This window comes from Agromyces sp. NPDC055661 (assembly GCF_053618135.1).
In genome coordinates this window covers 60,437-87,080 of the sequence record NZ_JBSHHC010000001.1, presented here as the reverse complement: position 1 = coordinate 87,080, position 26,644 = coordinate 60,437, and the positions used below count along the sequence as shown (strand labels likewise).

Annotated in this window: 27 protein-coding genes; 22 read left to right on the top strand and 5 right to left on the bottom strand. The window is 72.4% G+C overall.

Translation table 11 applies throughout. The annotated features are described in order from the left end of the window. The first annotated feature begins 88 nt into the window (after nt 1-88). The 11 genes from ACWGO8_RS00400 to ACWGO8_RS00350 all read left to right on the top strand — a co-directional run bounded on the left by ACWGO8_RS00400 (nt 89) and on the right by ACWGO8_RS00350 (nt 12,466). Complete coding sequence (locus ACWGO8_RS00400; RefSeq protein ID WP_452041202.1) at nt 89-661, top strand: TetR/AcrR family transcriptional regulator; 573 nt, start codon at nt 89-91, stop codon at nt 659-661. Between the two features lie 166 nt (nt 662-827). Beyond that, nucleotides 828-1,604 (top strand): electron transfer flavoprotein subunit beta/FixA family protein, encoded by a 777-nt coding sequence (locus ACWGO8_RS00395; RefSeq protein WP_452041201.1) that lies wholly within the window; start codon nt 828-830, stop codon nt 1,602-1,604. Between the two features lie 10 nt (nt 1,605-1,614). Continuing rightward, nucleotides 1,615-2,601 (top strand): electron transfer flavoprotein subunit alpha/FixB family protein, encoded by a 987-nt coding sequence (locus ACWGO8_RS00390; RefSeq protein ID WP_452041200.1) that lies wholly within the window; start codon nt 1,615-1,617, stop codon nt 2,599-2,601. A 609-nt stretch (nt 2,602-3,210) separates the two neighbouring features. Continuing rightward, nucleotides 3,211-4,329: a cytochrome b/b6 domain-containing protein gene (locus ACWGO8_RS00385; protein ID WP_452041199.1), complete on the top strand. Its 1,119-nt coding sequence runs from the start codon at nt 3,211-3,213 to the stop codon at nt 4,327-4,329. 94 nt (nt 4,330-4,423) lie between these two features. Beyond that, nucleotides 4,424-6,508 (top strand): acetyl/propionyl/methylcrotonyl-CoA carboxylase subunit alpha, encoded by a 2,085-nt coding sequence (locus tag ACWGO8_RS00380; protein WP_452041198.1) that lies wholly within the window; start codon nt 4,424-4,426, stop codon nt 6,506-6,508. A gap of 8 nt (nt 6,509-6,516) precedes the next feature. Continuing rightward, complete coding sequence (locus ACWGO8_RS00375; protein WP_452041197.1) at nt 6,517-7,680, top strand: acyl-CoA dehydrogenase family protein; 1,164 nt, start codon at nt 6,517-6,519, stop codon at nt 7,678-7,680. A 33-nt stretch (nt 7,681-7,713) separates the two neighbouring features. Beyond that, nucleotides 7,714-8,250, top strand: coding sequence for a MaoC family dehydratase (locus ACWGO8_RS00370; RefSeq protein WP_452041196.1), 537 nt, complete (start codon nt 7,714-7,716; stop codon nt 8,248-8,250). Then, nucleotides 8,247-9,062 (top strand): HpcH/HpaI aldolase/citrate lyase family protein, encoded by an 816-nt coding sequence (locus tag ACWGO8_RS00365; protein ID WP_452041195.1) that lies wholly within the window; start codon nt 8,247-8,249, stop codon nt 9,060-9,062. The genes ACWGO8_RS00370 and ACWGO8_RS00365 overlap by 4 nt, the downstream gene beginning before the upstream one ends. Before the next feature lie 177 nt (nt 9,063-9,239). Beyond that, entirely contained in the window at nt 9,240-10,337 is a 1,098-nt protein-coding gene (locus ACWGO8_RS00360) for an aldo/keto reductase (RefSeq protein WP_452041194.1), read from the top strand. 85 nt (nt 10,338-10,422) lie between these two features. After that, nucleotides 10,423-11,808 (top strand): M16 family metallopeptidase, encoded by a 1,386-nt coding sequence (locus ACWGO8_RS00355; RefSeq protein ID WP_452041193.1) that lies wholly within the window; start codon nt 10,423-10,425, stop codon nt 11,806-11,808. A 55-nt stretch (nt 11,809-11,863) separates the two neighbouring features. Further along, complete coding sequence (locus ACWGO8_RS00350) at nt 11,864-12,466, top strand: histidine phosphatase family protein (RefSeq protein ID WP_376956898.1); 603 nt, start codon at nt 11,864-11,866, stop codon at nt 12,464-12,466. 38 nt (nt 12,467-12,504) lie between these two features. Here ACWGO8_RS00350 and ACWGO8_RS00345 read toward each other — a convergent pair whose 3' ends face one another. Next, complete coding sequence (locus ACWGO8_RS00345; protein ID WP_452041192.1) at nt 12,505-12,984, bottom strand: GNAT family N-acetyltransferase; 480 nt, start codon at nt 12,982-12,984, stop codon at nt 12,505-12,507. A 58-nt stretch (nt 12,985-13,042) separates the two neighbouring features. Between ACWGO8_RS00345 and dapB the strand changes: the two genes are divergently transcribed. Both dapB and ACWGO8_RS00335 read left to right on the top strand, forming a co-directional pair. Beyond that, nucleotides 13,043-13,792, top strand: a complete 750-nt coding sequence (gene dapB, locus ACWGO8_RS00340; protein WP_452041191.1) for a 4-hydroxy-tetrahydrodipicolinate reductase — start codon at nt 13,043-13,045, stop codon at nt 13,790-13,792. Further along, on the top strand, nt 13,789-14,229 hold the full coding sequence (locus ACWGO8_RS00335) for a hypothetical protein (RefSeq protein ID WP_376956893.1): 441 nt from the start codon (nt 13,789-13,791) through the stop codon (nt 14,227-14,229). The genes dapB and ACWGO8_RS00335 overlap by 4 nt, the downstream gene beginning before the upstream one ends. Here ACWGO8_RS00335 and ACWGO8_RS00330 read toward each other — a convergent pair. The 4 genes from ACWGO8_RS00330 to ACWGO8_RS00315 are packed head-to-tail and all read right to left on the bottom strand — an operon-like array spanning nt 14,204 to nt 16,510. Further along, nucleotides 14,204-15,106, bottom strand: a complete 903-nt coding sequence (locus ACWGO8_RS00330) for a TIGR01777 family oxidoreductase (RefSeq protein ID WP_452041190.1) — start codon at nt 15,104-15,106, stop codon at nt 14,204-14,206. The two genes, ACWGO8_RS00335 and ACWGO8_RS00330, sit on opposite strands and share 26 nt — an antisense overlap. Nucleotide 15,107: 1 nt before the next feature. Beyond that, nucleotides 15,108-15,530 carry an OsmC family peroxiredoxin gene (locus ACWGO8_RS00325; protein ID WP_376956889.1) on the bottom strand — a complete coding sequence of 141 codons (423 nt, stop codon included), beginning with the start codon at nt 15,528-15,530 and terminating at the stop codon, nt 15,108-15,110. A gap of 55 nt (nt 15,531-15,585) precedes the next feature. Beyond that, entirely contained in the window at nt 15,586-16,044 is a 459-nt protein-coding gene (locus ACWGO8_RS00320; RefSeq protein ID WP_452041189.1) for a DUF4395 domain-containing protein, read from the bottom strand. Continuing rightward, the gene (locus ACWGO8_RS00315; RefSeq protein ID WP_452041188.1) at nt 16,031-16,510 is read right to left on the bottom strand and encodes a TlpA family protein disulfide reductase; all 480 of its coding nucleotides are present in this window, start codon (nt 16,508-16,510) and stop codon (nt 16,031-16,033) included. Before ACWGO8_RS00315 ends, ACWGO8_RS00320 begins: the two co-directional genes overlap by 14 nt. A gap of 80 nt (nt 16,511-16,590) precedes the next feature. Here ACWGO8_RS00315 and ACWGO8_RS00310 point away from each other — a divergent pair, with 80 nt between their 5' ends. The 9 genes from ACWGO8_RS00310 (at nt 16,591) to ACWGO8_RS00270 (ending at nt 26,581) form a co-directional block, all read left to right on the top strand. Further along, nucleotides 16,591-17,400, top strand: a complete 810-nt coding sequence (locus ACWGO8_RS00310; RefSeq protein ID WP_452041187.1) for a thymidylate synthase — start codon at nt 16,591-16,593, stop codon at nt 17,398-17,400. Next, nucleotides 17,397-17,975: a dihydrofolate reductase gene (locus ACWGO8_RS00305; protein WP_452041186.1), complete on the top strand. Its 579-nt coding sequence runs from the start codon at nt 17,397-17,399 to the stop codon at nt 17,973-17,975. The genes ACWGO8_RS00310 and ACWGO8_RS00305 overlap by 4 nt, the downstream gene beginning before the upstream one ends. A 275-nt stretch (nt 17,976-18,250) precedes the next feature. Further along, complete coding sequence (locus ACWGO8_RS00300) at nt 18,251-19,156, top strand: DUF559 domain-containing protein (RefSeq protein ID WP_452041185.1); 906 nt, start codon at nt 18,251-18,253, stop codon at nt 19,154-19,156. Between the two features lie 10 nt (nt 19,157-19,166). Continuing rightward, nucleotides 19,167-20,141, top strand: coding sequence for a 4-hydroxy-tetrahydrodipicolinate synthase (dapA, locus tag ACWGO8_RS00295; RefSeq protein WP_376956878.1), 975 nt, complete (start codon nt 19,167-19,169; stop codon nt 20,139-20,141). Nucleotides 20,142-20,212: 71 nt separating this feature from the next. After that, nucleotides 20,213-21,889 (top strand): ribonuclease J, encoded by a 1,677-nt coding sequence (locus ACWGO8_RS00290; RefSeq protein WP_452041184.1) that lies wholly within the window; start codon nt 20,213-20,215, stop codon nt 21,887-21,889. Between the two features lie 61 nt (nt 21,890-21,950). Further along, nucleotides 21,951-22,442 (top strand): N-acetyltransferase family protein, encoded by a 492-nt coding sequence (locus ACWGO8_RS00285; RefSeq protein WP_452041183.1) that lies wholly within the window; start codon nt 21,951-21,953, stop codon nt 22,440-22,442. A 60-nt stretch (nt 22,443-22,502) separates the two neighbouring features. Further along, nucleotides 22,503-25,388, top strand: a complete 2,886-nt coding sequence (locus tag ACWGO8_RS00280) for a DNA translocase FtsK (protein WP_452041182.1) — start codon at nt 22,503-22,505, stop codon at nt 25,386-25,388. Between the two features lie 24 nt (nt 25,389-25,412). After that, nucleotides 25,413-26,015: a CDP-diacylglycerol--glycerol-3-phosphate 3-phosphatidyltransferase gene (gene pgsA / locus ACWGO8_RS00275; protein ID WP_376956870.1), complete on the top strand. Its 603-nt coding sequence runs from the start codon at nt 25,413-25,415 to the stop codon at nt 26,013-26,015. After that, nucleotides 26,012-26,581 (top strand): CinA family protein, encoded by a 570-nt coding sequence (locus tag ACWGO8_RS00270; RefSeq protein ID WP_452041181.1) that lies wholly within the window; start codon nt 26,012-26,014, stop codon nt 26,579-26,581. The genes pgsA and ACWGO8_RS00270 overlap by 4 nt, the downstream gene beginning before the upstream one ends. Nucleotides 26,582-26,644 lie beyond the last annotated feature (63 nt).

Genomic DNA, 26,644 nt, shown 5'->3' with positions numbered 1-26,644 from the left:
GTGGACGATAGCTATGCTACATAGCTATGATGGCTACGGTCAATAGCCGAGACTGGGATCGACCGCCGTTGGACTCCGGGAGGACCACATGCCGACACCCGATCGCACGTCGCTCGCCGAGATCGTCGAGGCGGGGCGCGAGCTGCTCGAGCGCGACGGGCTCGACGGCCTCACCATGCAGGCGGTCGCCACGCGCGTCGGCGTGCGCGCGCCCTCGCTCTACAAGCGCGTGAGCAACCGCGACGCGCTCGTGGCCCTCGTTGCCGACGCGACACTGCGCGAGCTCGGCGACTCGGTCGACGCGGCGGCCGGCGATCTCGAGCGCGACCCGCGCGAGCGGCTGCGGGAGATGGCGCGCGCCGTCCGCGCATTCGCCCGTCGACGCCCGGTGGCGTTCCGGCTCATCTTCGCGCCAGGCGCGGAGCTGCGACTCGATCCCGATTCGCTGGCACGGTCGAGCGCGTCGGTCGTGGCCGTCTCGGGGGAGCTGGCGGGCGAGGAGCACGCGCTCGACGCCGCACGCACGTTCACCGCCTGGGCGAACGGGTTCGTGAGCATGGAGCTCGCCGGCGCGTTCCGTCTCGGCGGCGACGTCGATCGCGCGTTCGAGTTCGGGGTCGAGCGCCTCGCCGACGCCGTCGCGGCATCCGGCGCTCGCTGATCGCCTCGGCCCACGCGCGCGGTCGCCCGCCCGCCGCGCGTCGCTTGCCATTTCAGTTAGCGGCCACTAACCTAGTTCGGGTTCGGCGCGCTCACCGCGAGCGCGCGAAGCAACGTCGCAGAGAGGCGCCGATGGTCATGCTGAGCACGCCGAGGAGCGGGGCCCGATGAGGATCATCGTCCTCGTGAAGGAGGTCCCCGACACCTACGGGGAGCGCAAGCTCGACCTCGAGACGGGGCTCGCCGATCGCGCAGCCAGCGAGGCCGTGCTCGACGAGATCAGCGAACGGGCCCTCGAGGTGGCCCTCACCTACGCCGACGGGCACGACGACACCGAGGTGGTGGTCCTGTCGATGTCGGCCGAGAGCGCCGCGACGACCATCCGCAAGGGCCTGGCCATGGGAGCCGCTTCCGCCGTGCACATCGCCGACCCCGGCCTGGCGGCTGCGGACCTGGGCCTCACCGCGCGCACGCTCGCCGCGGCGATCCGGCGCACCGGGTTCGACCTCGTCATCACCGGCAACCTCTCGACCGACGGCAGCGGCGGCGTGATCCCGGCCATGCTCGCCGAGCTGCTCGAGGTGCCGAACGCGACCGCCCTCTCGTCCGTCGAGATCGCGGCCGACGCAGTGTCGGGAACCCGCACCGTCGACGGCGGAGTCATGCGCGTGAGCGCCCCACTGCCGGCCGTCATCTCGATCACCGAGGCGCTCCCCGACGCCCGCTTCCCGAACTTCAAGGGCATCATGGCCGCGAAGAAGAAGCCGTTCGAGACGCTGAGCGCGACCGAGCTGGGCATCGACCCCGAGGACCTGTCCGTCGCCGTGTCGATCATGACCGCAATCGCCGAGAAGCCCCCGCGCACGGCGGGGACCAAGATCACGGACGAGGGCGACGGCGGCACGAGGATCGCGGAGTTCCTGATCGAGAACCGGCTGGTCTGAGAGGACGATCATGACCGACTTCCCCGCAGACTCGATCCTGGTCCTGCTCGAGGCGACGCCGACCGGCGAGCTCGCGACGAGCGCGGCCGGCCTCCTGGCTGCCGCCTCGCAGGTCGGCACGCCCGTCGCGCTCGCCGTCACCACGCCCGGACGGGCGCAGTCGCTGGCCGAGCAGGCCGCCGCGCTCGGAGCCGACCGCGTGCTCGCCGTCGAGACGGCCTCGGCGTCGTCCGACCTCACGATCCCGCAGGTCGACGCCCTCGCCGCGGCGGCGGCCCTCGTCGCGCCCGAGGCGGTGCTCGTCTCGAACTCCATCGACGGCCGCGATGTCGCGGGCCGGTTCGCGGCCCGCACCGGCGCCGCCATCGCCGTGGACGCGATCGGCGTCTCGCGCGACGACGAGGGAGTCATCGCCCACCACTCCGTCTACGGGGGCGCGTACAACGTCGACTCCGCGGCGACCTTCGGGCCGCTCGTCGTCACCGTGCGCCAGGGCGCCGTCGACGCGCGCGCCGAGGCACGGCCGGTCGCCCTCGAGTCGCTCGAGGTGCCCGCCTCGGGCGCGGCATCCGCCACCATCGAGTCGGTCGAGGCCGTCACCGAGACGTCGAGCCGACCCGAGCTGCGTGGGGCGAAGCGGGTCGTCTCGGGCGGTCGTGGCCTCGGCTCCGCCGAGCAGTTCGCGCTCGTCGAGGAGCTCGCCGACGCGCTCGGCGCCGCTGTCGGCGCGTCGCGCGCCGCCGTCGACGCCGGCTACATCCCGGCGAGCGCCCAGGTCGGGCAGACCGGCGTCTCGGTCTCGCCGCAGCTGTACATCGCCCTCGGCATCTCGGGCGCCATCCAGCACCGCGCGGGCATGCAGACGGCCAAGAACATCGTCGCCGTGAACAAGGACCCCGACGCGCCGATCTTCGAGGTCGCCGACTTCGGCGTCGTCGGCGACGTCTTCACCGTGGTCCCGCAGCTGATCAGCGCGCTCGCCGAACGGAAGCGCTGACCCGTGACCGCGGTGCGGAACCTGCGCAGGGGACTGCCTCGGCAACACGGCGGTGAGCCCTGGCCGCCGGCCGGCGAGGCGTCGGTCGTCGATGCGCCGGTCGAGGCCCCAGCGACTCCGGCGGCCGCCACGATGGCGATCGCCGCGGAACCCGTTGCGACGACGCCTGCGCCGCCTGTGCCGTCCACGCCTGCAGCTCCAGTCGTCGCGGCCACGGCGGGGGCGTCGGGTCGGCGGCGTCGAAGCGGGCTCCCGCGCGTGCCCGGCGGTGCGCCGTGGCCGGTGGTCGGCGAGTCGACGGTTGCTCCGAAGGTTGCGGTGAGGGATGCCGCGCCGGCGCCGTCGCCCACAGCAGCCGCGGAGCCCGTCACCGAGTCGGCCGTCCCCGCGGCACCTGCTGCGCGGTCCGCTCCGGTCGCCGCTGCCGCAGCAGCCTCGGCGGCCGCGACGTCAACCGGACTTCGCCGCGGGCTCCCGAGGGTCGCCGGGGGAGACGCGTGGCCGCCTGCGTCAGTCGTCGCACCGATCGCCGAGGCCACGACGGCGGCGCCCGCGGCGGAGCTGCAAGCGGCCGAACCGCCCGCCGAGTCCGCGCCCGCGGCGTCGGTGGTGGCATCCGCACCGCCCAGGGAAGCGGAGGTCGCGCCGCCCGCCATGCCCGCCCCCACGGCCTCGGCTCCCGCGGCATCCGTGGCGACCGCGCCCGCGGCGCCCGCGCGGCCGGCCGAGCCGGCTGCGGCGACCGCACCGGCCGCGCCGGCCGCCGCACCCGCCGTGCCCGCCACCGCAGCACCGAGCACCCCCACGCAGCCCGGCCCGAAGCGATACGGCCGCCTCACCTTGAAGCAGTGGGTCGGGGCCTCCGTCGTCGGCATCCTCGCGATCATCGGCGCCGCGACGATCGTGGTGCAGCTCACCCGTTGGTTCATCGGGCTCGAGTTCATGCAGGGCTTCCTCGCGACCTACCCCGGCGAGACGCCGCTCCCCGAGGGCGCGCCGGTGGGACTGCCGGCGTGGCTCGGCTGGCAGCACTTCTTCAACGTGTTCCTGATCGTGCTCATCATCCGTTCGGGGCTGCAGGTGCGCACCGAGCGGCGGCCCCCGGCCTATTGGACGCCCAGGTGGGCAAAGGGCGGGCAGGGCAGGATCAGCCTGAACCTGTGGTTCCACCAGTCGCTCGACATCCTGTGGCTGGCGAACGGACTCGTCTTCGTGGTGCTGCTGTTCGCGACCGGGCAGTGGATGCGCGTCGTGCCGACGAGCTTGGAGGTCGTGCCGAACGCGATCTCGGCCGGCCTGCAGTACCTGTCGCTCGACTGGCCGCTCGAGAACGGGTGGGTCAACTACAACAGCCTCCAGGTGCTCGCGTACTTCGTGACGATCTTCGTCGCGGCGCCGCTCGCGGCGATCACCGGCGTGCGCATGTCGGGCCTGTGGCCGAAGAACGCGACGACGCTCAACCGCGTGTATCCCGTCGAGTGGGCACGGGCCGTGCACTTCCCGGTGATGCTCTACTTCGTCGCGTTCATCGTGGTGCACGTCACGCTCGTCTTCCTGACCGGGGCGCTGCGCAACCTCAACCACATGTACGCGGCGAGCGACGCCGACGGCTGGCTCGGCTTCTGGATCTTCGTCGCCTCGCTCGTGGTGATCGCCGCGGCGTGGGTCGCCGCTCGGCCGTCGCTCCTCGCGCCGATCGCGGGGCTGTTCGGCAAGGTCGGCCGATAGTCCTCTTGTCATTTCAGTTAGCGACCGCTAACATCGAATCCAGTTAGTGCGCGCTAACTGGATGGCGCGCGGACGACGTCGCAGAGAGGCGCGGATGGTCACGCTCACGAGCCCGCCCGATCGGGCATCGGAACCGACGCCGCAGGCCGCGTCGAACGCCGGGCCGCGACCCTTCGACCGGGTGCTCGTCGCCAACCGCGGCGAGATCGCCGTGCGGGTCATCCGCACGCTGCGCCGCCTCGGGATCCGCTCGATCGCGGTCTACTCCGACGCCGACGCCGACGCCCCGCACGTGCGCCTCGCCGACGAGGCCGTGCGCATCGGGCCGGCCCCCGCGGCCGAGAGCTACCTCGACCCCGAGCGCATCGTCGCCGCGGCACTCGCGACCGGCGCCCAGGCGATCCACCCGGGCTACGGCTTCCTCTCCGAGCACGCCGGGTTCGCCGAGGCCTGCCGCGACGCGGGCCTGGTGTTCGTCGGTCCGGGCGTCGAGGCGCTCGAGGTGATGGGCGACAAGATCCGCGCGAAGCGGCACGTCGAGGCATCCGGCGTGCCGACCGTGCCCGGCATCGCCGACCCCACCCTCGACGACGCCGCGCTCATCGCCGCCTCGGAGTCCGTCGGATTCCCGCTGCTCGTGAAGCCCTCGGCCGGCGGTGGCGGCAAGGGCATGCAGGTCGCGCGCGACGCCGAGGAGCTGGCCGCTGCGCTGCCCGCGGCCCGCCGCATCGCCCTCGCCGCGTTCGGCGACGACACGATGCTCATCGAGCGGCTCATCGAGCGCCCCCGCCACATCGAGGTGCAGGTGCTGGCCGACGCCCACGGCACCGTCATCCACCTGGGCGAGCGCGAGTGCTCGCTGCAACGACGCCACCAGAAGGTCATCGAGGAGGCGCCCTCGCCGCTGCTCGATCCCGAGACCCGGTCGCGCATCGGACAGGCGGCGTGCGACGCGGCGCGCAGCGTCGACTACCTCGGCGCGGGCACGGTCGAGTTCCTGGTGTCGGATGCCGCGCCCGACGAGTTCTTCTTCATCGAGATGAACACCCGGCTCCAGGTCGAGCACCCCGTGACGGAGCTCGTCACGGGCATCGACCTCGTCGAGCAGCAGCTGCGGATCGCCGCCGGCGAGCCGCTCGCCCTCGCGCAGCAGCAGATCGAGCTGCACGGGCACGCGATCGAGGCCCGCGTCTACGCCGAGACCCCGCACCGCGGCTTCCTCCCGTCGACCGGAGAGGTGCTCGCCTGGCGCGCCCCGGTCGGCGAGGGCGTGCGCGTCGATGCGGGCATCGACGAGGGCCTCGAGATCACCGCCCACTACGACCCGATGATGGCCAAGGTGATCGCGTACGGTTCCGATCGCGCGCAGGCCCTCGGCCGGCTCGACCGCGCGCTCGCCGACACCGTCGTGCTCGGCGTCGACACGAACATCGCCTTCCTCCGGCGCCTGCTCGCCGATCCCGCGGTGCAGGCCGGCGACCTCGACACCGGACTCATCGATCGGATGCCCGAGGCCGACGCGACCGACCTGTCGCCGTCGCTCGTCGAGGCGGCAGCGCACCGATTCGTCAGGGACGACGTCGCAGGCCGGCTCGCGTCGATCGCGGCAGGACCGCGGACCTGGCAGTCGGCCGCGGGCTGGCGGCCGGGCACCGCGCGCCCGCTCGGGGTGCTGATCGCGCCGCGCGACCATCCGCACGACGTGCGCGAGGTCGCGACCGACCCCGACGGCGCCGCGGCATCCGCTTCGGCCGACGAGGTCGTCCGGATCGGCGACGACGGAGCGGTCTGGGTCCACCGCGACGGCGAGTCCATCGCCTTCGTGCGCGTCGACCGTCGGACCCGCGCCGAGCAACGACGCGCCGCGGCCGAACGCGGCGGACTCGCCGCGGAGCCCGAGCTGCGCGCCCCCATGCCGGGCACCGTCACTGCGGTGTTCGCCGCAGACGGCGACCGCGTCGAGGAGGGCGACGCCATCGTCGCCATCGAGGCGATGAAGATGGAGCACCGCGTCGTCGCCGCCTTCGACGGCACCGTGCGGCTCGGCGTCGCCGTGGGCGACCTCGTGAGCCGCGACCAGGCGGTCGCCCGCATCGAGCCGCACGCCGAGGCATCCGAACCCCAATCGACCGACGGCCCTCACGAGGGCGCCGTGGCGAACGCATCCGACCAGGAATGAGGAGCACCATGCACGACCTGACCGACGAGGAACAGCAGCTGTACGACATGGTCTGCGAGTTCGCCGACACCGTCGTCGCCCGGCAGGCCTACGAGGCCGACCGCACGCACGAGCTGTCGATGGACGTCGTCGCGCAGATGGGCGAGCTCGGACTCTTCGGCCTGCCGTTCCCCGAGGAGGTCGGGGGACAGGGCGGCGACTACATGGCGCTGTGCCTCGCGATCGAGGCGCTCGCACGCGTCGACCAGTCGATCGCGATCACCCTCGAGGCGGCCGTCGGCCTGGGCGCGATGCCCGTCTTCCGCCACGGCACCGAGGAGCAGAAGGCCGAGTTCCTGCCCGACCTCGTGGCGGGCCGCGGTCTCGCGGGCTTCGGCCTCACCGAGCCCGAGGCCGGCTCCGACGCTGGCGCCACCCGCACGACGGCCGTGCTCGACGGCGACGAGTGGGTCGTCAACGGCTCGAAGCAGTTCATCACCAACTCGGGCACGCCCATCACCCGGTTCGTCACCGTCACCGCGGTGACCGGGGAGCGCACGCGCCCCGACGGCTCCGTCTCGAAGGAGCTGTCGACGATCATCGTGCCGAACGGCACGCCCGGCTTCACCGTCGGGCCGAGCTACGACAAGTCCGGCTGGCGCGCCTCCGACACCCACCCGCTGACGTTCGACGACGTCCGGGTGCCGGCCGCCAACCTGCTCGGCGAGCGCGGTCGCGGCTTCGCCAACTTCCTCCGGACGCTCGACGAGGGACGCATCGCCATCGCCGCCCTCGCGACGGGTGCGGCCCAGGGATGCCTCGACGAGGCCCTCGCCTACGCGAAGACGCGCAACGTCTTCGGCGTGCCGATCGCGAGCCACCAGTACATCGCGTTCACCATCGCCGGGATGCAGGCCCGCGTGCACACCGCGCGGCTCGCGTGGCACGACGCGGCGCGGCGCGCCGACGCCGGCCTCCCGTTCAAGAAGGAGGCCGCGATCGCGAAGCTCGTCTCGAGCGACGCCGCCATGCTGAACGCCCGCGACGCCACCCAGATCTTCGGCGGCATGGGCTTCATGAACGAGACGACCGTGGCCCGGCACTACCGTGACTCGAAGATCCTCGAGATCGGCGAAGGCACGAACGAGGTGCAGCTCATGGTCATCGCCCGCGAGCTCGGGCTGGCCGGCTAGGGCGGCTCGGCCGCCGGGGAGGAGGGGAGCGTCATGACGGATGCCCCGATGCGCGAGGTCGTGCAGCGCGGACTCTGGTTCGAGGAGTTCGAGGAGGGCGTGCGCTACCTGCACCGCCCCGGCCGCACCGTGACGGAGGCCGACAACGTCCTCTTCACCACGCTCACCATGAATCCGCAGCCGCTGCACCTCGACGCGGCATGGTCGGCGCGCCAGCCGTTCGGCAGGATCCTCGTGAACTCGCTCTTCACGCTGTCCACGCTCGTCGGGCAGTCCGTGGGGCAGCTCACGCAGGGCACGCTCGTCGCGAACCTCGGGTTCGGGGCGGTCGCGTTCCCGAACCCGGTGTTCGTGGGCGACACGGTCTACGGCGAGAGCGTCGTCGAGTCGAAGCGCCTGTCGTCGTCGCGACCCGGGGAGGGGATCGTCGTGCTCGGGCACACCGCGCGCAACCAGGACGGCGTGGTCGTCGCCACGGCGTCGCGCACCATGCTCGTGTGGACACGTGCGGCGGGGGAGCGCGCGACCGAGGCAGCCGCGACCGACGAGGCATCCGGGAGCGACGGATGACGCACCCGCCGTTCCGCTTCGGTCCGGCCCTGCTGTTCTGCCCGGCCGACCGTCCCGACCGCTACGCGAAGGCGCTCCAGCGGGCCGACGCGGTGATCCTCGACCTCGAGGACGCCGTCGCAGACGCCGACAAGCGCGACGCGCGCATCGCCCTCGTCGAGTCGGACCTCGACGCCGAGCGCGTCATCGTGCGCGTGAACCCGGCCGGGAGCCCGTACTTCGCGGACGACCTCGCCGCGCTCGCCGGCACCGCGTACCGCACCGTCATGCTCGCGAAGTGCGAGGGCACCGCCGACCTCGTCGACCTCGAGGAGTACGAGGTCGTCGCACTCTGCGAGACGGCGCGTGGCGTGCTCGCCGCCGCCGAGGTCGCCGCGCTCCCGAACGTCTCCGCGCTCATGTGGGGCGCCGAGGATCTCGTCGCATCGTTGGGCGGATCCTCGAGCCGGCACGCCGACGGCCGGTACCGCGACGTGGCGACGCACGCCAGGTCCCAGGTGCTGCTCGCGGCGGGCGCGCACGACGTCGCCGCGATCGACACCGTGCACCTCGAGATCGCCGACGTCGACGGCCTTGGCGCCGAGGCGATGGATGCCGCGGCGGTCGGCTTCGCGGCCACGGCGTGCATCCACCCGTCGCAGGTCGACGTCGTGCGCGATGCCTACCGACCCGACCCCGAGCGGCTGGAGTGGGCCCGCGCCGTGCTCGCGGCCGCCGTCGACGAGCCCGGCGTGTTCGCCTTCCGCGGCGCGATGGTCGACGCGCCGCTCCTCCGGCAGGCCGAGGCCGTCGTGCGTCGCGACCGGGACTGAATCGTCTCAGGACGTCGTTCGACCCCCGATGGGGGCACATATCACGCGCTCAGTCCTCGGTTCGGGGGACACGCCGTACCGTCACCGCAAACGATTCGGTAACGGTTCACCCGTTCTTCCGGGGGACAGGTACCCCGAGGACGTATCCTCGGAGTCAATCCTGGGGAGGAGGAGCGCGTGGCACGACGGCATAGCTACCGCGCCCACGAGGCGAGCGTCGCGGGGGCGACGTTGGTCGAGGACGGCATCACGACCGCGGTCGACGACGCGGCGAGCGTCACGGCGTCCACTGCGGCGACCTCGGCGCTGCGGGTCGAGACGGTCGAGACGAACACCATGTCGGGGCCGATCATGGTCCCCGTGCGGCGTCCGCTCGGCGACACCGGCATGGCGACGCATCCGCTCGCACTCGGCGGCAGCACGTTCGGCTGGACGCTCGGTCGCGACGAGGCGTACGACGTCCTCGACCGGTTCGCCGGCATCGGCGGCGACCTGATCGACACGGCCGACAGCTACGCCGCGGGTCGCAGCGAGTGCATCCTCGGCTCGTGGATGCGCACGCGGAACACACGCGACCGCATGCGGATCATGACGAAGATCGGTCGCCACCCCGACCACCGGGGCCTCGCACCGGTCGACATCCGCGCCGCCGTCGAGGACTCGCTCCAGCGACTGGGCACGGATCGCATCGACGTGCTGTTCTTCCACGGCGACGACCCCGAGGTGCCGCTCGAGGAGAGCCTCGGCGAGGTCGACGCGCTCATCACGGCGGGCAAGGTGCTCGCGATCGGCGCGGCGGACTTCTCGCCGGAGCGCCTCATCGAGGCGCGCGTGCTGGCAGCGAACGGCCTGCCGCGGTTCGAGCTGCTGACGACGCGCTACAACCTCATGGAGCGCAAGCCGTTCGAGGGCGCGACCGAGCTCGTCGCGCACGCGCAGGGGCTCGCGGTGCTGCCGTACTTCGCGCTCGCCAACGGCTTCCTCGGCGGCCAGGTGCGTCGTCGCTCCGACGTGCGACACGACGCCCGCGGCCACCGGGTGGCCAAGCACCTCGGCCGTCGCGGCCACCGGGTGATGTCCGCCGTCGACGAGATCGCCTTCGCGCACGGCGTGCAGCCCGCGTCGATCGCGCTGGCCTGGCTCCTCGCCAAGCCCACGGTCGTCGCGCCGGTGGCGAGCGCCACGCGACCCGACCAGGTCGAGGCGCTCATCGCCGCGGCATCCGTGGAGCTGCACCGCTCGGAGCTCGTCGAGCTCGACCGCGCGTCCGCCTGAGCCGAGGCCGCCGACGCGCGGCGGCGAGCCGCGCCGACACGTCTCGTCCTGCCCATCGGGGACGTCGTGGCATAGGCTGTTCGGGATGAACGGCGCCGTCGACCTCCCACTCGGCCAGGCCGAACTCTCGTTCACGGCAGCAGGCGACGCGCGAGTTCGGCGCAGCGTGCTCCCGTCGGGTGTCCGGGTCCTCTCCGAGCAGGTGCCGGGCAGCCGCAGCGTCACGGTCGGCTTCTGGGTCGCCGTGGGCTCGCGCGACGAGCAGCACGCGGATGCCGCGCACCCGGCGACGTACGGCTCGACCCACTTCCTCGAGCACCTGCTCTTCAAGGGCACCACGAGCCGCACCGCGCTCGACATCGCGATCTCGTTCGACGCGGTCGGAGGCGAGCACAACGCGCTCACCGCCAAGGAGTACACCTGCTACTACGCCAAGGTGCAGGATCGCGACCTGCCGATGGCCGTCGAGGTGCTCGCCGACATGTTCACGTCGTCGCTGCTCGATCCGGTCGAGTTCGACAACGAGCGCGGCGTGATCCTCGAGGAGCTCTCGATGGCCGGCGACGACCCCGCCGACGTCGCGAACGAGCGGTTCTTCGAGGCCGTGCTGGGGCAGCATCCGCTCGGCCGTCCGATCGGCGGTGACCCGACGACCATCCGCGCCGCGACCCGCGACGCCGTGTGGGACCACTACCGCGCCAACTACCGGCCGCAGGACCTGGTGGTCACGGTCGCCGGCGCCGTCGACCACGACACCCTCGTCGCCGACCTCACGGCGGCGCTCACCCGCCACGGCTGGGACCTCGGCACCGAGGCCGCGCCCGTCGACCGTCGCAGCGAGGCGCCCGCGACGCTCGCGACCGGCACGCCGCTGACGGTCGTCGAGCGGCCCATCGAGCAGGTCAACCTGCTGCTCGGGGTGCCCGGCATCGTCGCGACCGACGAGCGCCGCTCGACCATGAGCATGCTCAACGCGATCTTCGGCTCGGGCATGTCGTCGCGGCTGTTCCAGCAGGTGCGCGAGCGGAGGGGGCTCGCCTACGCGGTGTACTCGTTCGCGCCCGCCTACTCCGACGCCGGGCTGTTCGGCATGTACGCCGGCTGCGCCCCCGCCAAGGCCGGCACGGTCGCCGCACTCATGCGCACCGAGCTCGAGCGCGTCGCCGAGCACGGCGTCACCGCCGACGAGCTGCGCCGCGCCTCCGGCCAGCTCGCGGGCGCGTCGGCGCTCGCGCTCGAGGACTCCGACACCCGCATGTCCCGGCTCGGACGCGCCGAGCTCACGCTCGGCGAGTTCGCCGACCTCGACGAGGCCCTCCGCCGCATCTCGCTCGTCACCGTCGACGACGTGCAGGCGCTGGCGGCCGACCTCGCCTCCCGGCCGTTCTCGCTCGTCGCCGTCGGCGCGACCGACGAGGCGGCGCTCCACGGCGCGGTCGACGAGATCGCCGCCGGCACCGACGTCGCCTGACGCCGGATCCGACCGACGCCGACCAGGCTCCGACGCAGCACAGGAAAGCAGGACCGTGCCACACCACCTCTACCTCGTCCGCCACGGCGAGCAGCTCGACGCGGAGCACGGCATGCCCGACGGACCCCTGTCCCCGCGCGGGCGCCGCCAGGCGGAGCTGCTGGGCGAACGCCTCGGTGGCGTGCCGTTCGACCACGCGTGGCACTCGCCGCTGCAGCGCGCGGCCGAGACCGCCGCGATCATCGCCGCGAAGATGCCGGCCCTCGAGCCCGAGCCCTCGGCCCTGCTGTTCGACTGCATCCCGTCGGGTCCGGCGCCCGAGACGCCGAAGGTCTACGAGGGGTTCTTCGGGTCGGTCACCGAGGCGCAGATCGAGGCCGGCAGCGCGCAGATGGCGGATGCCGCGGCGGAGTTCCTGCGGTCGCACCGCGAGGACCGGCACGACCTCCTCATCACGCACAATTTCGTCATCGCCTGGCTCGTGCGCGAGGCGCTCGGGGCGCCCGACTGGCGCTGGCTCTCGATCAACCAGGCGAACTGCGGGCTCACGGTGCTCACGCAGAAGAGCGGGCGGCCGTGGAGCCTCATGGTGCACAACGACCTGGCGCACCTGCCGCCCGAGCTGCGCACGGGGCTGCCGGAGCAGTACGCCCTGTAGTGCTCGCCCGGCCACGGCCCGGCGGCCTCACGACCCGCTCAGCCGACGCGCTTGCCGTACCAGTGCGTGGCGTTGGGGTTCGCGTTGTACGGCTCGACCTCGACGTAGCCGCTCGAGCGGTAGAGCCCGCCCGCGGCCTCGAGGCTCGCATTCGTGTCGAGCACGAGCTCCTGCGCGCCGAACCCGATCGCGCGACGCTCGAGCTGGTGGAGGAGCTGTCGCCCCGCGCCCTTGCCCCGAGCGTTCGGCGCGAGCCACAAGTGCTTCACCTCGAAGCGCACCTCGTAGGTCTCGGGTCGGCGCTGGATCCGACGCACGCCGCCGCAGCCGATGACCTCGCCCGCGTCGTCCTCGACGACGAGGAACACGCCCGCCGGCGGCGTGAACTGCTCGGACGTGGGATACGTGGGACGGTACTCTCCCTGCTCCGCCGGGAATCCGGCCGAACGCTCGGCGAAGTACGCATCGAGCAGGGCGAGCGCCTCGGCGCTCGTGACGTCGACCTCTCGGAACCGCATGGCCCCAGCCTATGGCGGCCGGACGGGGCATCCGACCGCCCTTGCTAGGGTGAAGCACGTGACGATACGGGTCGCCGTGGCCGGGGCCACGGGCAAGATGGGACGCTTGGCGATCGACCTCATCGAGGCATCCGACGACCTCGAACTGCACGCGGCGCTCGACTCGAGCTCGGAGCTCGACGAGATGCTCGGCGCCGACGTCGCCCTCGACGTCACGCACCCCGCGGCCAGCGCGGGCATCGTGGAGTTCGCGACGGGCGCCGGGATTCCGATCGTCGTCGGCACGTCGGGGTGGTCGCACGACCGCATCGCCGAGATCGCGCAGTTCGTGCGCGGGCACGACGACGCCGGCGCGGTGCTGTTCATCCCCAACTTCTCGATCGGCAGCGTGCTCGGCACCGCCTTCGCCGCGCTCGCGGCGCGCTTCTTCGACTCGATCGAGATCGTCGAGGCGCACCACGCCGGCAAGGTCGACTCCCCTTCGGGCACCGCGGTGCGCACGGCCGAGCTCATCGGCGAGGCCCGCGCCGCGATCGGCCCCGTGTCCGCGCCGCATGCCGACCAGCGCGCCCGCGGCCAGCTCGTCTCGGGCGTGCCCGTGCACAGCCTCCGCCTCAACGGACTGCTCGCCGAGCAGCGGGTCGTGCTCGGCGGCGACGGGGAGACGCTCACGATCGCGCACTCGACCGTGTCGTCGTCGGCGTACGAGCAGGGCATCCTCCTCGCACTGCGGCGAGCGCCGTCGGCCACGGGCGTCATCGTCGGCCTCGACGCGCTGCTCGACCTCGGGCTCCCGGGCGCTCCGTGACGACGCGTGCGGGCGCCATCCTCATGGGGGTGCTGCTCGCGATCTACCTCGTGCTCGTCGGCTGGCGGGCGGTGCAGTTCGTCGCCACGGGGGAGCCCGTCGCGGTCGGCATCGGCATCGCGCTCATCGTGCTGCCGGTCATCGCGGCGTGGGCGCTGTGGCGCGAGATCGCGTTCGGCGTGCGCTCGCAGGCGCTGATGCGCCGCCTGGAGGCCGAGGACGGGCTCGACCTCGGCATCCCGACCACCCCGAGCGGCCGGGCCGAGCGGGCCGGTGCGGATGCCGCGTTCCCCGCATTCCGCGAGGCGGCCGAAGCCGAGCCCGACTCCTGGCGGGCGTGGCTGCGCCTCGGCCTCGCCTACGACGCCGCGGGCGACCGTCGCCGGGCGCGGAGTGCCGTGCGGCGCGCGATCACGCTCGAGCGCTCGGAGCGCTGAGCATCGCGTCGAGCGCCGACTCGACGGTCACGTGCTCGAAGCGGAAGCCGTCGTCGATCAGGCGCTGCGGCCGCACCTTCTGGCTGGAGAGCAGCAGCTCGTCGGCGGCGCGGCCGAGCGCGAGCTCGAGCATGCGCTCGGGCACGGTGAACGTGTAGGGGCGGTGCATCCGCTCGGCCATCGCGGTCATCACGCGATCGGCGGTCGCCGGCGTCGGGCCGGAGAGGTTCACGGCGCCCGAGACGTGCGACGTGAGCAGGTGCGCGATGCCGGCGACCTCGTCGTGCAGCGAGATCCACGGCCAGTGCTGGCCGCCCGTGCCGAGCCGGCCCGAGAGGCCGAACCGGGTGATGGTGCCGACCCGCTGCATGGCGCCGCCGTGGCCTATCACGATGCCCGTGCGGAACACGACCGTGCGCGTCTCGTCGGGTGCGAGCGTGGCGGCGCCCTCCCAGCGCTGCACGACCTCGGCGAGGAAGCCCGAGCCCGCGCTCGAGAACTCCGTGAGCAGCTCGCCGGGACGGTCGCCGTAGTACCCGACGGCGGACGCGCTCAGGAACACCGCCGGGGGCTGTCGGGCCTTGCGCATCGCGTCGGCGAGCGTGCGCGTCGCGGTCACCCGCGAGTCGACGATCTCGCCGCGGTAGCTCTTCGTCCACGGCAGCCGCGCGAGCGATGCGCCCGACAGGTTGACGACCGCGTCGACCCGGTCCATCACGGTGAAGTCGATGATCCCGGAGGCCGGCGACCAGGATGCCTCGTCGGGCCCCTGCGCACGACGCCGCACCAGCCGCACGACCTCGTGGCCCTCGGCGGTGAGCCGCTCGATGAGGGCCGTTCCGATGAAACCGGAGGCGCCGGCGATGAGGATCCGCACGTCAGGCGAGCTCGGCTTCGATCGTGATCGGGATGGACAGGGCCTGCGAGATGGGGCAGTTCGCCTTGGCGTCGTCGGCGAAGCGCTCGAACTCCTCCTCGGTGATGCCGGGCACCCGGGCGCTCACCAGCAGGTGGCTGCCGAGCACGCCGCGCCCCGCCTCGAACGTCACGGCGGCCGTCGCCTGGATGCTGTCGGCCGGATGGCCCGCCTGTGCGAGCGCGAGGGAGAGCGCCATGCAGAAGCACGCGGAATGCGAGGCGGCGAGGAGCTCCTCGGGATTGGTGGTGTTGGCCACGCCTGCCGCCCGAGCGTCCCAGTTCACCCCGAAGGTCGCGAGCCCCGACGAGTCGAGCGACACGTCGCCGGACCCTTCGAAGAGCGTGCCCTTCCAGATGGTGGTCGCTTCAGACGTCAGTGCCATGTGGTCCTCCTCCTCGAGCCGTGATCCCAGCCTAGCCCGGGGGGCGCGGGCGTCGTCAGGTCCTGGGGATGACTCGGGCGCGCACCAGCAGCAGGTAGAGCTGGCAGCCGAGGCAGTAGCCGAACACGGCGTTGAGGAAGGCCGCGACGAACGCCAGCGACGCCGCGATCGGCACCGCGAGCGGCAGCCCGATCGCACCGAGCAGCACGCCGACGACGGTCACCGCGAACCCGACGCCCTGGGCGAAGGTGGGCGGCCGCGGGTCCTCGAGCTCGTCGGGCGGCGAGAGGCGGGGCCGCACGAACCGCTTGAACAGCAGGCCGAACGGATGCCGCCGGACCCCGGCGAACGCGCCCCAGGCGAAGAGCGCGGCGAGGGCCGCGAGCAGGAGCCACGCGGCCAGGTCGGCCCCGCCGAACCCGAGCACGGCGACCACGAGGAGCAGCACGGCCGTGATGCCTGCGGTGAAGCGGGGACCGCGCGGATCGATGCCGGCGGGTTCAGGCTGGGACACGGGTCCTCCCGGTGAGTTCGTCGAGGCGGTCGCGCACCTCGTTCGAGCGCGGAACCCCGGCGATGCGCGCCGTGGTCGCGCCGCGCGCGTCGAGGATGAGCGTGGTGGGCGTCTGCAGCACGCGGAACCGGTCCGCGATGTCGGGCCGGTGCGTGAGGTCGACCTCGACGTGGCGCACTCCGACGTAGTCGTGCGCGATCGATGCGAGTTCACGCGCCGTGGCGGGGCAGCGGCTGCAGTAGGCGGTGGAGAACTGCACGAGCGTCGCCGACTCGCCGAACGCCTCGGTCGCGACGCCCAGACCGCGACTCGCGTCGGCGGTCGTCGGGGCCGCCGCCTCGTCGCCGGTCCGGCCCGCGCTGCGGACGGTCCGGACGCGGCCCGCGCGCGACTTCCATGCGAGGCCGATCGCCGCGGCCGCCGCGGGCAGCGCGACGGCGGCGATGAGCGCGGCAGGCCAGTCCATGCGGGGATGCTACGCCGACGCGGCATCCGCCCGGCCCGGTATGACGGCGGATGACGCACGCCGGGGTTACCATCGACGCGATGGCCGCGACGATCCCCACGCCCTACGAAGACCTCCTCCGCGACGTGCTCGAGCACGGCACGCACAAGTCGGACCGAACGGGCACCGGCACGCGCAGCGTGTTCGGCCGGCAACTTCGGTTCGACCTCGCGCAGGGCTTCCCGCTCGTCACCACGAAGCGCGTCCACTTCAAGTCCATCGCGTACGAGCTGCTCTGGTTCCTGCGCGGCGAGTCCAACGTGCGGTGGCTGCAGGAGCACGGCGTCAGCATCTGGGACGAGTGGGCGGATGCCGCGGGCGAGCTCGGCCCCGTCTACGGCGTCCAGTGGCGCTCGTGGCCGACGCCGGGCGGCGACACCATCGACCAGATCTCGCAGGTCATCGAGCAGATCCGGGTGAACCCCGATTCGCGCCGGCTCATCGTCTCGGCCTGGAATCCGGCCGACATCCCCGACATGGCCCTCGCGCCGTGCCACGCGCTGTTCCAGTTCTACGTGGCCGACGGCCGCCTCTCGTGCCAGCTCTACCAGCGCAGCGCCGACCTCTTCCTCGGCGTGCCGTTCAACATCGCGTCCTACGCGCTGCTCACGCACATGGTGGCGCAGCAGACCGGCCTCGAGGTCGGCGACTTCGTCTGGACGGGCGGCGACTGCCACATCTATGACAACCACGTCGAGCAGGTCACCGAGCAGCTGTCTCGCGACCCGTACCCGGCGCCGACGCTCCGCTTCGCCCGCCGGCCCGACTCGATCTTCGACTACGAGTTCGACGACTTCGTCGTGGAGGGCTACCGGCACCACCCGGCGATCCGCGCGGCCGTCGCCGTATGACGGGCGGTGCGGAGGCCGCCGAGACAGTGCCCGCGGATGCCGGCCGGCCGCGCATCGGCCTGATCTGGGCCGTATCCGCGGGAATCATCGGCCGCGACGGCGGCATGCCCTGGCACGTGCCCGAGGACCTGGCCCACTTCAAGGACGTCACGCTCGGCGCGCCCGTGGTGATGGGCCGCCGCACGTGGGAGTCCCTGCCGCCGCGGTTCCGCCCACTCCCCGGGCGAGCCAACATCGTCGTGACCCGCAACGACGGCTGGGCCGCGGACGGCGCGATGCGCGCGGCATCCGTCGACGACGCCCTCGCACTCGCCGAGGCCGGCGACCCGCCCTGGATCTGGGTCATCGGGGGCGCCGACCTCTTCGGCCAACTCATGCCGACGGCCGACCGCCTCGAGGTGACCGAGCTGCGCGCCCCGGACGGCGGCGACGCGGTCGTGCCCGAGCCCGGGGACACCCCCGCACCGACGATCGACCCCGCCGGCTGGCACCTCGCCCACGTCGACCCGCCCACGGGTTGGCTGCCCTCCCGTTCGGGCCTCGAGTACCGCTTCCTCCGCTACCTCCGCGCCTGACCCGGAACCCGCCGTCCGGCCCTGTCTCGGGGCCGCTCGTCCGCGAGCGTGCCCCTGCCGCGACTGCGCCCGCGCCCGCGCCCGCGCCCGCGACAAACATGGCGGATATACGATCCGGCGCGCCGCGCTGCCGCCCGATTCATCGGGGTGGCGGATCGTATGTCCGCAGACCTTGACGGGGGACTTGTCCTCGACAGCCGCCCGCGGGTCGGCGGGCGTCGTACGTGCGTCGCGCCGGCGGCGCGGCCGAGGGCGGCGACCGGGACCATCGGGGCATGCGCAGCGAGAGGCGGGCGGGATCGGCCGCAGCGGTGTGCCGCGCGCTCGGCGGGGTCGCGCGGCGCGAGCAGCTCATACGCGCGGGCGTCGATGACCGGATGCTGCGGCACGCCGTCCGCGGCGGCGGGCTCGAGCGCGTACGACCCGGGACCTACGCGGATCCCGACCTTCCCGCGCCGATCCGCATCGCCCTCCGACACGGAGGCGTCCTCGCGTGCGTCTCCGTCCTGAGGATGCGGGGGCTCTGGGTGATGCCGCTCGCGGAGATCGTGCACGTCTCATTGCCGCCGAACGGCCACGCGCGACGGCACCCCGGCTGCGCCTGCATCCAGCACTGGAACGCGCTCGAATGCACGACGACCGAAGTCTCGCTGGTGGATGCGCTCCTGCAGGTCCGCGGATGCCAGGGCGAGGACGCGTTCTTCGCCGCGCTCGAGTCGGCACTGCACGAGGGTGTCCTTTCGCGAACGAATCGGGCCGAGCTCCGCCGCCGCATCACGGAGTCCGCTCGATGGCTCGTGGACTTCGCTCGGCGTGACGCCGACAGCGGTCTGGAGTCCCTGCTCCGGATCCGCCTGCACCGTCTCGGGATCCCGCTGCGTACGCAGGTCCAGGTTCCAGGCGTCGGCCGCGTGGACTTCGTGCTCGGCGACCGGCTCATCCTCGAGGTCGACGGCCGGCAGAACCACGAGGAAGCGCCGAAGCGCCATCGCGATCTCGTGCGGGATGCGGTCGCCGCCGCGCATGGATTCGACACGTTGCGATTCGACTACGCGCTCGTCGTCCACGACTGGCCGCTCGTCGAGGCGGCGATCCTCGCCAAGCTCGACCGCGGTCTGCATCTGACCGGGCGTGGTGCCCACGGCGTCGCGGGGCCGCGCGGCATCCGCTCGACCCGATAGCCTTGAGCACGTGACTCAGGACAACCCCTTCGGACAGGTGCTCGTCGCGCTCGTCACGCCGATGACGGCGGACGGCGAGGTCGATTGGCCCGGGGTCGAGAAGCACATCGACGACGTCATCACCGCGGGCGCCGACGGCATCGTGGTCACGGGCACGACGGGGGAGACCTCGACGCTCACCGACCCCGAGAAGATCCGCCTCGTCGAGGTCGGCAAGGACGTCGCGGCGGGGCGCGCGAAGATCATCACCGGCGGCGGCTCCAACGAGACCGCGCACGCGATCGAGCTCTACAAGCACAGCGAGCGGGTCGGGGCCGACGGCATCATGATCGTCACGCCCTACTACAACAAGCCGACGCAGGCGGGCATCCTCACGCACTTCCGGCTGGTGGCGGATGCCACGGACCTCCCGGTCATCCTCTACGACATCCCCGGGCGCACCGGCGTGCCCATCAAGTACGAGACGATCCTGCGGCTCGCCAAGCACCCGAACATCCTCGCGATCAAGGACGCCAAGGGCGACTTCAGCGAGGTCAGCCGCGTGCTCAACCAGACCGACCTCATGTACTTCTCGGGCGACGACGCGAACGTGCTGCCGCACCTGGCGATCGGCGCCACGGGGCTCATCGGCGTCACCGCGAACATCGCGCCCGCGCCATACCGCACCATCGTCGACGCCGTGAACGCGGGCGACCTGACGACGGCCACGGCCGAGCACCAGCGGCTCGAACCGCTCGTGCGGGCGGTCATGACGCACGTGCCGGGCACGGTCGCGGCGAAGTACATCCTCCACGGGCTCGGCCGCATCGGCAGCCCGCGCGTGCGCCTGCCGCTCGTGGGCCCCGAGGAGTGGGAGGCCGCCCTCATCGAGGACGAGATCGACCTCGTCCAGGGCATCCCCGGCGCCGACTTCCACAACTTCCGTCCCGACCGCAACGCCGCCGCCGGCGGCGCGCTGCCGAAGGTCGCGGGCACGACGCGCTGACGCGCGCCACGAGGCATCCGCGGAGCCGTGAAGGCCCGCACGAACTGAACACCGCAACGTAAGGAGGGCCCATGCCCGACGTCGTCATCGAACCGGAACCGCTCGATCCGGGAACACTGCGCATCATCCCCATCGGCGGCCTCGGCGAGGTCGGCCGCAACATGACGAGCTACGAGATCGACGGCAAGATCCTCATCGTCGACTGCGGCGTGCTCTTCCCCGAGGAGCACCAGCCCGGCGTCGACCTGATCCTGCCCGACTTCGGGTTCCTCCGGGAGCGGCTCGACGACATCGTGGGCGTCGTGCTCACGCACGGCCACGAGGACCACATCGGCTCCGTGCCGTATCTCCTCCGCCTGCGCCGCGACATCCCGCTCATCGGCTCGACGCTCACGCTCGCGCTCGTCGAGGCGAAGCTCAAGGAGCACCGCATCCAGCCCTACACGCTCACCGTGCGCGAGGGGCAGCGCGAGCGGATCGGCCCGTTCGACCTCGAGTTCATCGCGGTGAACCACTCCATCCCCGACGCGCTCGCCGTGGCCATCAAGACGAGCGCGGGCACCGTGCTCGCGACCGGCGACTTCAAGATGGACCAGCTACCGCTCGACGGCCGGCTCACCGACCTGCGCGAGTTCGCGCGCCTCGGCGAAGAGGGCGTCGACCTCTTCATGGTCGATTCCACCAACGCGGATGTCCCGGGCTTCACCCCGCTCGAGCGGTCGATCGGGCCCGTGCTCGACGAGGTCATCGCGCGCTCGCCGCGCCGCGTGATCGTCGCGAGCTTCTCGAGCCACGTGCACCGCGTCCAGCAGGTGCTCGACGCCGCGGCCTTCAACGGCCGCCGCGTCGCGCTGCTCGGGCGCAGCATGGTGCGCAACATGACGATCGCGGCAGACCTCGGGTACCTGAAGGTGCCCGAGGGCGTGCTCGTCGACTACAAGAAGGCCGGCGACATCCCCGACGACGAGATCGTCTACATGTCGACCGGATCGCAGGGCGAGCCCATGGCCGTGCTCTCGCGCATGGCGAACCGCGACCACCAGATCGAGATCGGCGAGGGCGACACGGTCATCCTCGCGTCGAGCCTCATCCCGGGCAACGAGAACGCGGTGTACCGCGTGATCGACGGGCTCACGAAGCTCGGCGCCAATGTCGTGCACAAGGGCAACGCGAAGGTGCACGTCTCGGGCCACGCGGCGGCGGGAGAGCTCCTGTACTGCTACAACATCCTGAAGCCCCGCAACGTCCTGCCGATCCACGGCGAGTACCGGCACCTGTTCGCGAACGCGAAGCTCGCGCAGGACACGGGCATCCCCGAGGCGAACACGTTCATCGGCGAGAACGGCACGGTGTATGACCTGCGCGACGGCGTCGTGCGGGTGACCGGCCAGCTCGACCTCGGCTTCGTCTACGTCGACGGCTCGACGGTCGGCGAGATCACCGACGCCGACCTGAAGGACCGCCGCATCCTCGGCGAGGAGGGCTTCATCTCGGTCATCATCGTCGTGGATGCCTCGACCGGCCGCATCATCGTCGGCCCCGAGATCCACGCCCGGGGCTTCGCCGAGGACGACGCCGTGTTCGAGGAGGTCAAGCCGAAGATCTCGGCGGCCCTGCTCGAGGCGGCGCAGAACGGCGTCCGCGACCAGCACGCGCTGCAGCAGACGGTGCGACGCACGGTCGGCACGTGGGTGAACCGGCGGCTGCGGCGGCGGCCGATGCTCGTCCCGCTCGTCATCGAGGCGTAGCGGCCGTCGGAGGAGCCGGACGAGAAACACCGCGGAAACACGCCCGGCGTAGCATCCGTGCATGGCGGACTTCACCGTCCGCCCGGCCATCCCCGGCGACGGCGCGTTCCTCGCGGACATGGTGGTCGAGGCGGCGAACTGGCGGGCGGGGATCACCCGGCCCCGTCCGGTCGTGCTCGCCGACCCCGCGTACCGCGGCTACATCGCAGGCTGGCAGCGCCCGTCCGACCAGGGCGTCGTCGCACTCGACCGCGACGGCAAGCCCGTCGGCGCGGCCTGGTACCGGCTCTTCGCCGCGGATGCCCCGGCCCACGGCTTCATCGGCAGCGGCGTGCCCGAGCTCATCATCGGGGTGCGTCCGCTCTGGCGTGCGCAGGGCGTCGGTCGCGCGCTGCTGCAGTCGCTGGCGGATGCCGCGCGCTCGGCCGGATTCGCCCGGCTCACGCTGAGCGTGGAGCACGGCAACTTCGCCGAGGCGCTCTACCGTTCGGAGGGCTTCACCGTCGTCGGCACCGGCAGCGGTCGCGACACGATGGTGCGGCGGCTGCGCTGATCGCGGACATGCGCCGCGTCCTGTCGGCGCGCGTCGCCCGTCGGCCGTAACGTTGGGCACATGGCTACGAGCACCAGGTCGAACGGGCGTGCCTCGGGCGCGTCCGGGCGCGGCTCGAGCTCCAAGACCGCGCCGACGAAGAAGCTGCCGGCGACGACCGCCCGCGGGTCGAGCAGCACGGGGCGTGCCGCCGCCTCGAAGGCGAAGCCGGCCAAGGCGCCGTCCGACGGTCCCAACGTCTTCGTGCGCGCCTGGATGGGCCTCGCCCACCTCACGGGGGGCGCCGCGCGCGCCCTCGGCCCCGAGACGCTCGCGAAGGAGGAGCGGCGCGACGGCCTCCCCTTCTTCATCGTGCTGCTGGCCATCGCGGGCGCCGTCGTCGAGTGGTTCTTCATCAACGACCCGGTCGCGCAGACGTTCGACGCGTGGACGTTCGGCGGCCTCTTCGGACGCGTCGCGTTCGCGCTGCCCGTCATCATGCTGCTGTTCGCCGTCTGGCTGTTCCGGCATCCGAGCTCGGTGCACGACAACACCCGCATCGGCATCGGGCTCGGACTGCTGCTGCTCACCGTCTCGGGGCTCTGCCACCTGTTCGGCGGGCAGCCCGAGCCGAGCCGGGGCATGGCGGTCCTCGCCCGTGCGGGCGGCATCCTGGGCTGGATGCTGGCGCAGCCGCTGATCCTCCTCATCACCGAGGTCGGCGCGGTGATCGTCATCGTCCTGCTCCTGCTGCTGTCGCTCCTCATCATCACGAAGACTCCGCCGAACCGGATCCCGGCGCGCTTCCGCGAGCTGTACGTCTGGCTCTTCGGCGCACCCGAGCCCGACGCGGAGGCCGCCGACGCCAAGGCGTCGCGCCGCAAGGGCAAGTCGGTCCAGACCGAGCTCGACGGGATCGACGACGCCGATGGCGAGCGGGGCGGCCTCGTGCCGTGGTGGCGCCGCAACGCGTCCAACCGCGAGGAGGACCCCGCGTTCGCGGCCGGCGGCGTCGACGGCATCACCGAGGTGTTCGGCCCCGGATCCGCCGCGGGCAGCTTCGAGTCGCCGCTCGAGGGCGTCGGCGGCGCGGGCGCCTACAGCACCGAGGTCATGGGCGACCTCGAGCGCGCCGAGTCGGCGCTCCAGTCGTTCACCGGCGACGTGCCGCGCGGCGGCACCGGCCTCCGCGGCGACGACGCCGGCGCGACGAACGTGCTCTCGGTGTTCGATGAGCCCGGCGACGGCGAGCCGGGGGCGCCAGGCGGTGCGGATGCCGCGCTCGGCGAGCCCGCGGCATCCGAGCCCGAGCGTCCCTACCACCTGCCGGCCTCATCGACCCTCGCGGCCGGTGCGCCCGCGAAGTCGCGCTCGGCGGCGAACGACGACGTCGTGCGCCAGATCACGGGCGTGCTCGAGCAGTTCCAGGTCGACGCGAAGGTCACGGGCTTCTCGCGCGGCCCGACCGTGACGCAGTACGAGATCGAGCTCGGGCCCGGCGTCAAGGTCGAGCGGGTCACCGCGCTGTCGAAGAACCTCTCCTACGCGGTGGCCTCGAACGAGGTGCGCATCCTCTCGCCGATCCCCGGCAAGAGCGCGATCGGCGTCGAGATCCCCAACGCCGACCGCGAGATCGTGACGCTCGGCGACGTGCTGCGGTCGGGAGCGTCGGCGAACGCCAAGCACCCGATGACCATCGGCGTCGGCAAGGACGTCGGCGGCGGCTACGTCGTCGCGAACCTCGCGAAGATGCCGCATCTCCTCGTCGCCGGCTCGACCGGCTCGGGCAAGTCGAGCTTCGTGAACTCGATGATCACGTCGCTGCTCATGCGGGCGAAGCCCGCCGACGTGCGCATGGTGCTCATCGACCCGAAGCGGGTCGAGCTCGCGCCCTACGGCGGCGTGCCGCACCTCATCACGCCCATCATCACGAACCCCAAGAAGGCCGCCGAGGCGCTGCAATGGGTCGTGAAGGAGATGGACATGCGGTACGACGACCTCGCGTCGTTCGGCTTCCGCCACATCGACGACTTCAACAAGGCCGTCGTCAACGACGAGATCGTGCTGCCGGCCGGCTCCGAGCGCAAGCTCAAGCCGTACCCGTACCTCCTCGTCGTGGTCGACGAGCTCGCCGACCTCATGATGGTCGCCCCGCGCGACGTCGAGGACTCGATCGTGCGCATCACCCAGCTCGCCCGCGCCTCGGGCATCCACCTCGTGCTCGCGACCCAGCGTCCGTCGGTCGACGTGGTCACGGGCCTCATCAAGGCCAACGTGCCGTCGCGCCTCGCGTTCGCCGTGACGAGCGTCACCGACTCCCGCGTCATCCTCGACCAGCCCGGCGCCGACAAGCTCATCGGCCAGGGCGACGGCCTCTTCCTCCCGATGGGGGCGTCGAAGCCCATCCGCGTACAGGGCGCGTGGGTCAGCGAGGCCGAGATCGAGAAGGTCGTCACGCACGTCACGCGGCAGGCGCGGCCCGAGTACCGGCAGGATGTCGCGGCCGCCGTCGAGCGCAAGGAGATCGACGCGGACATCGGCGACGACCTCGAGCTGCTGCTCGCCGCCGCCGAGCTCGTGGTGTCGACCCAGTTCGGCTCGACCTCGATGCTGCAGCGCAAGCTCCGCGTGGGCTTCGCGAAGGCCGGGCGCCTCATGGACCTGCTGGAGTCGCGCGAGATCGTCGGGCCGTCCGAGGGATCGAAGGCCCGCGACGTGCTCGTCACGGCCGAGCAGCTGCCCGGCGTGCTCGCCCGGCTGCGCGGCGAGGAGCCCGCGGGCGTCGTCGGCGGCGGGGCATCCGCTGCGGCCGGATCGGGCATGAGTGCGTCGGCCGCCGCCCACGCGGCCGCCGAGCAGGCCGTCGACGACCGCTACGACGACCCCGTGGGCCGCAGTTCCGAGGGCCTCGAGGAGGTCGACGGGGACGCCGACGAGGATGCCTGGGGACTGACCGGTCGCGACTGACCGCCGCCCGTTATCCTTGGCCCTATGACCTCCTCCGCCGGCAGCCCGGCGCGCTCGGCCAACTGGAACCTCCCCAACGCCATCACGGTGGTGCGGATCCTGCTCGCACCCGTGTTCTTCTGGCTGCTGCTGGCCGACGACGGCGAGGGCGGCACGCTGCGGTGGATCGCCACCGCGCTCTTCGTGATCGCCATCTCGACCGACGGCATCGACGGCTACCTCGCGCGCAGCCGCGGACAGGTCACCGACCTCGGCAAGATCCTCGACCCCATCGCCGACAAGCTCCTCACGAGCGGCGCGCTCGTGTGCCTCTCGATCCTCGGCGAGGTGCCGTGGTGGGTCACGGCGCTCATCGTCATCCGCGAGGTCGGCATCACGATCTGGCGCTTCGTCGAGCTCGGCCGTGGCAACGTGGTCCCGGCCTCCTCGGGCGGCAAGCTGAAGACCCTCGCCCAGTCGATCGCGATCTCGTTCGCCCTCGCGCCGCTGCCTGCGCTGCTCGGCGAGTGGATGGCGTGGGTCAACGCGGTCCTCATGGCGATCGCCCTCGTGCTCACCGTCTGGTCGGGGCTGCTCTACGTGCGCGACGCGGTGCGCCTGGCACGCGAGCACCGCGCGCAGGGGTGACGCCGGTGCCGACGGATGCCGCGGCCGGCGAACCCGCGACCGACCCGACCGACCCGACCGACCCGATCGACCCGACCGCCCTCGTCATCGCCGAGCTCACCCGGCGCGGGCTCCGGATCGCCGTGGCCGAGTCGCTCACCGGTGGCCTCGTGACCGCCGAGCTCACGCGGATCCCTGGTGCCTCGCTCGCCGTCTCAGGCGGCGTGGTGGCCTACGACACCGCCGTGAAGGCGTCGGTGCTCGGCGTCGACGGAGGGCTCCTCGCACGCGAGGGCGCGGTGCATCCCGAGGTCGCCCGTCAGATGGCGTCGGGTGTCGCGGCGGCGCTGGCCGTCGACGGGCGCCCGGCCGACATCGGCCTTGCGACGACCGGCGTGGCCGGTCCCGACGGCCAGGACGGCCGCGAGCCGGGGACCGTCTTCGTCGGCATCGCGGCCTTCGGCGAGGTCGAGGCGGTCGAGCTGTCGCTCACCGGCGACCGGCAGGAGATCCGCTCGGCGACGGTCCGCTCGGCGATCGACGTGGTCCTCGCGCGCCTCCGCGAGGGCGGACCGGTCGCGGAATAACGTACGTGAACACCCTGTTACATGTGTCGAGTTCACACCGAAGCCACAGTGTGCGACGCTAGG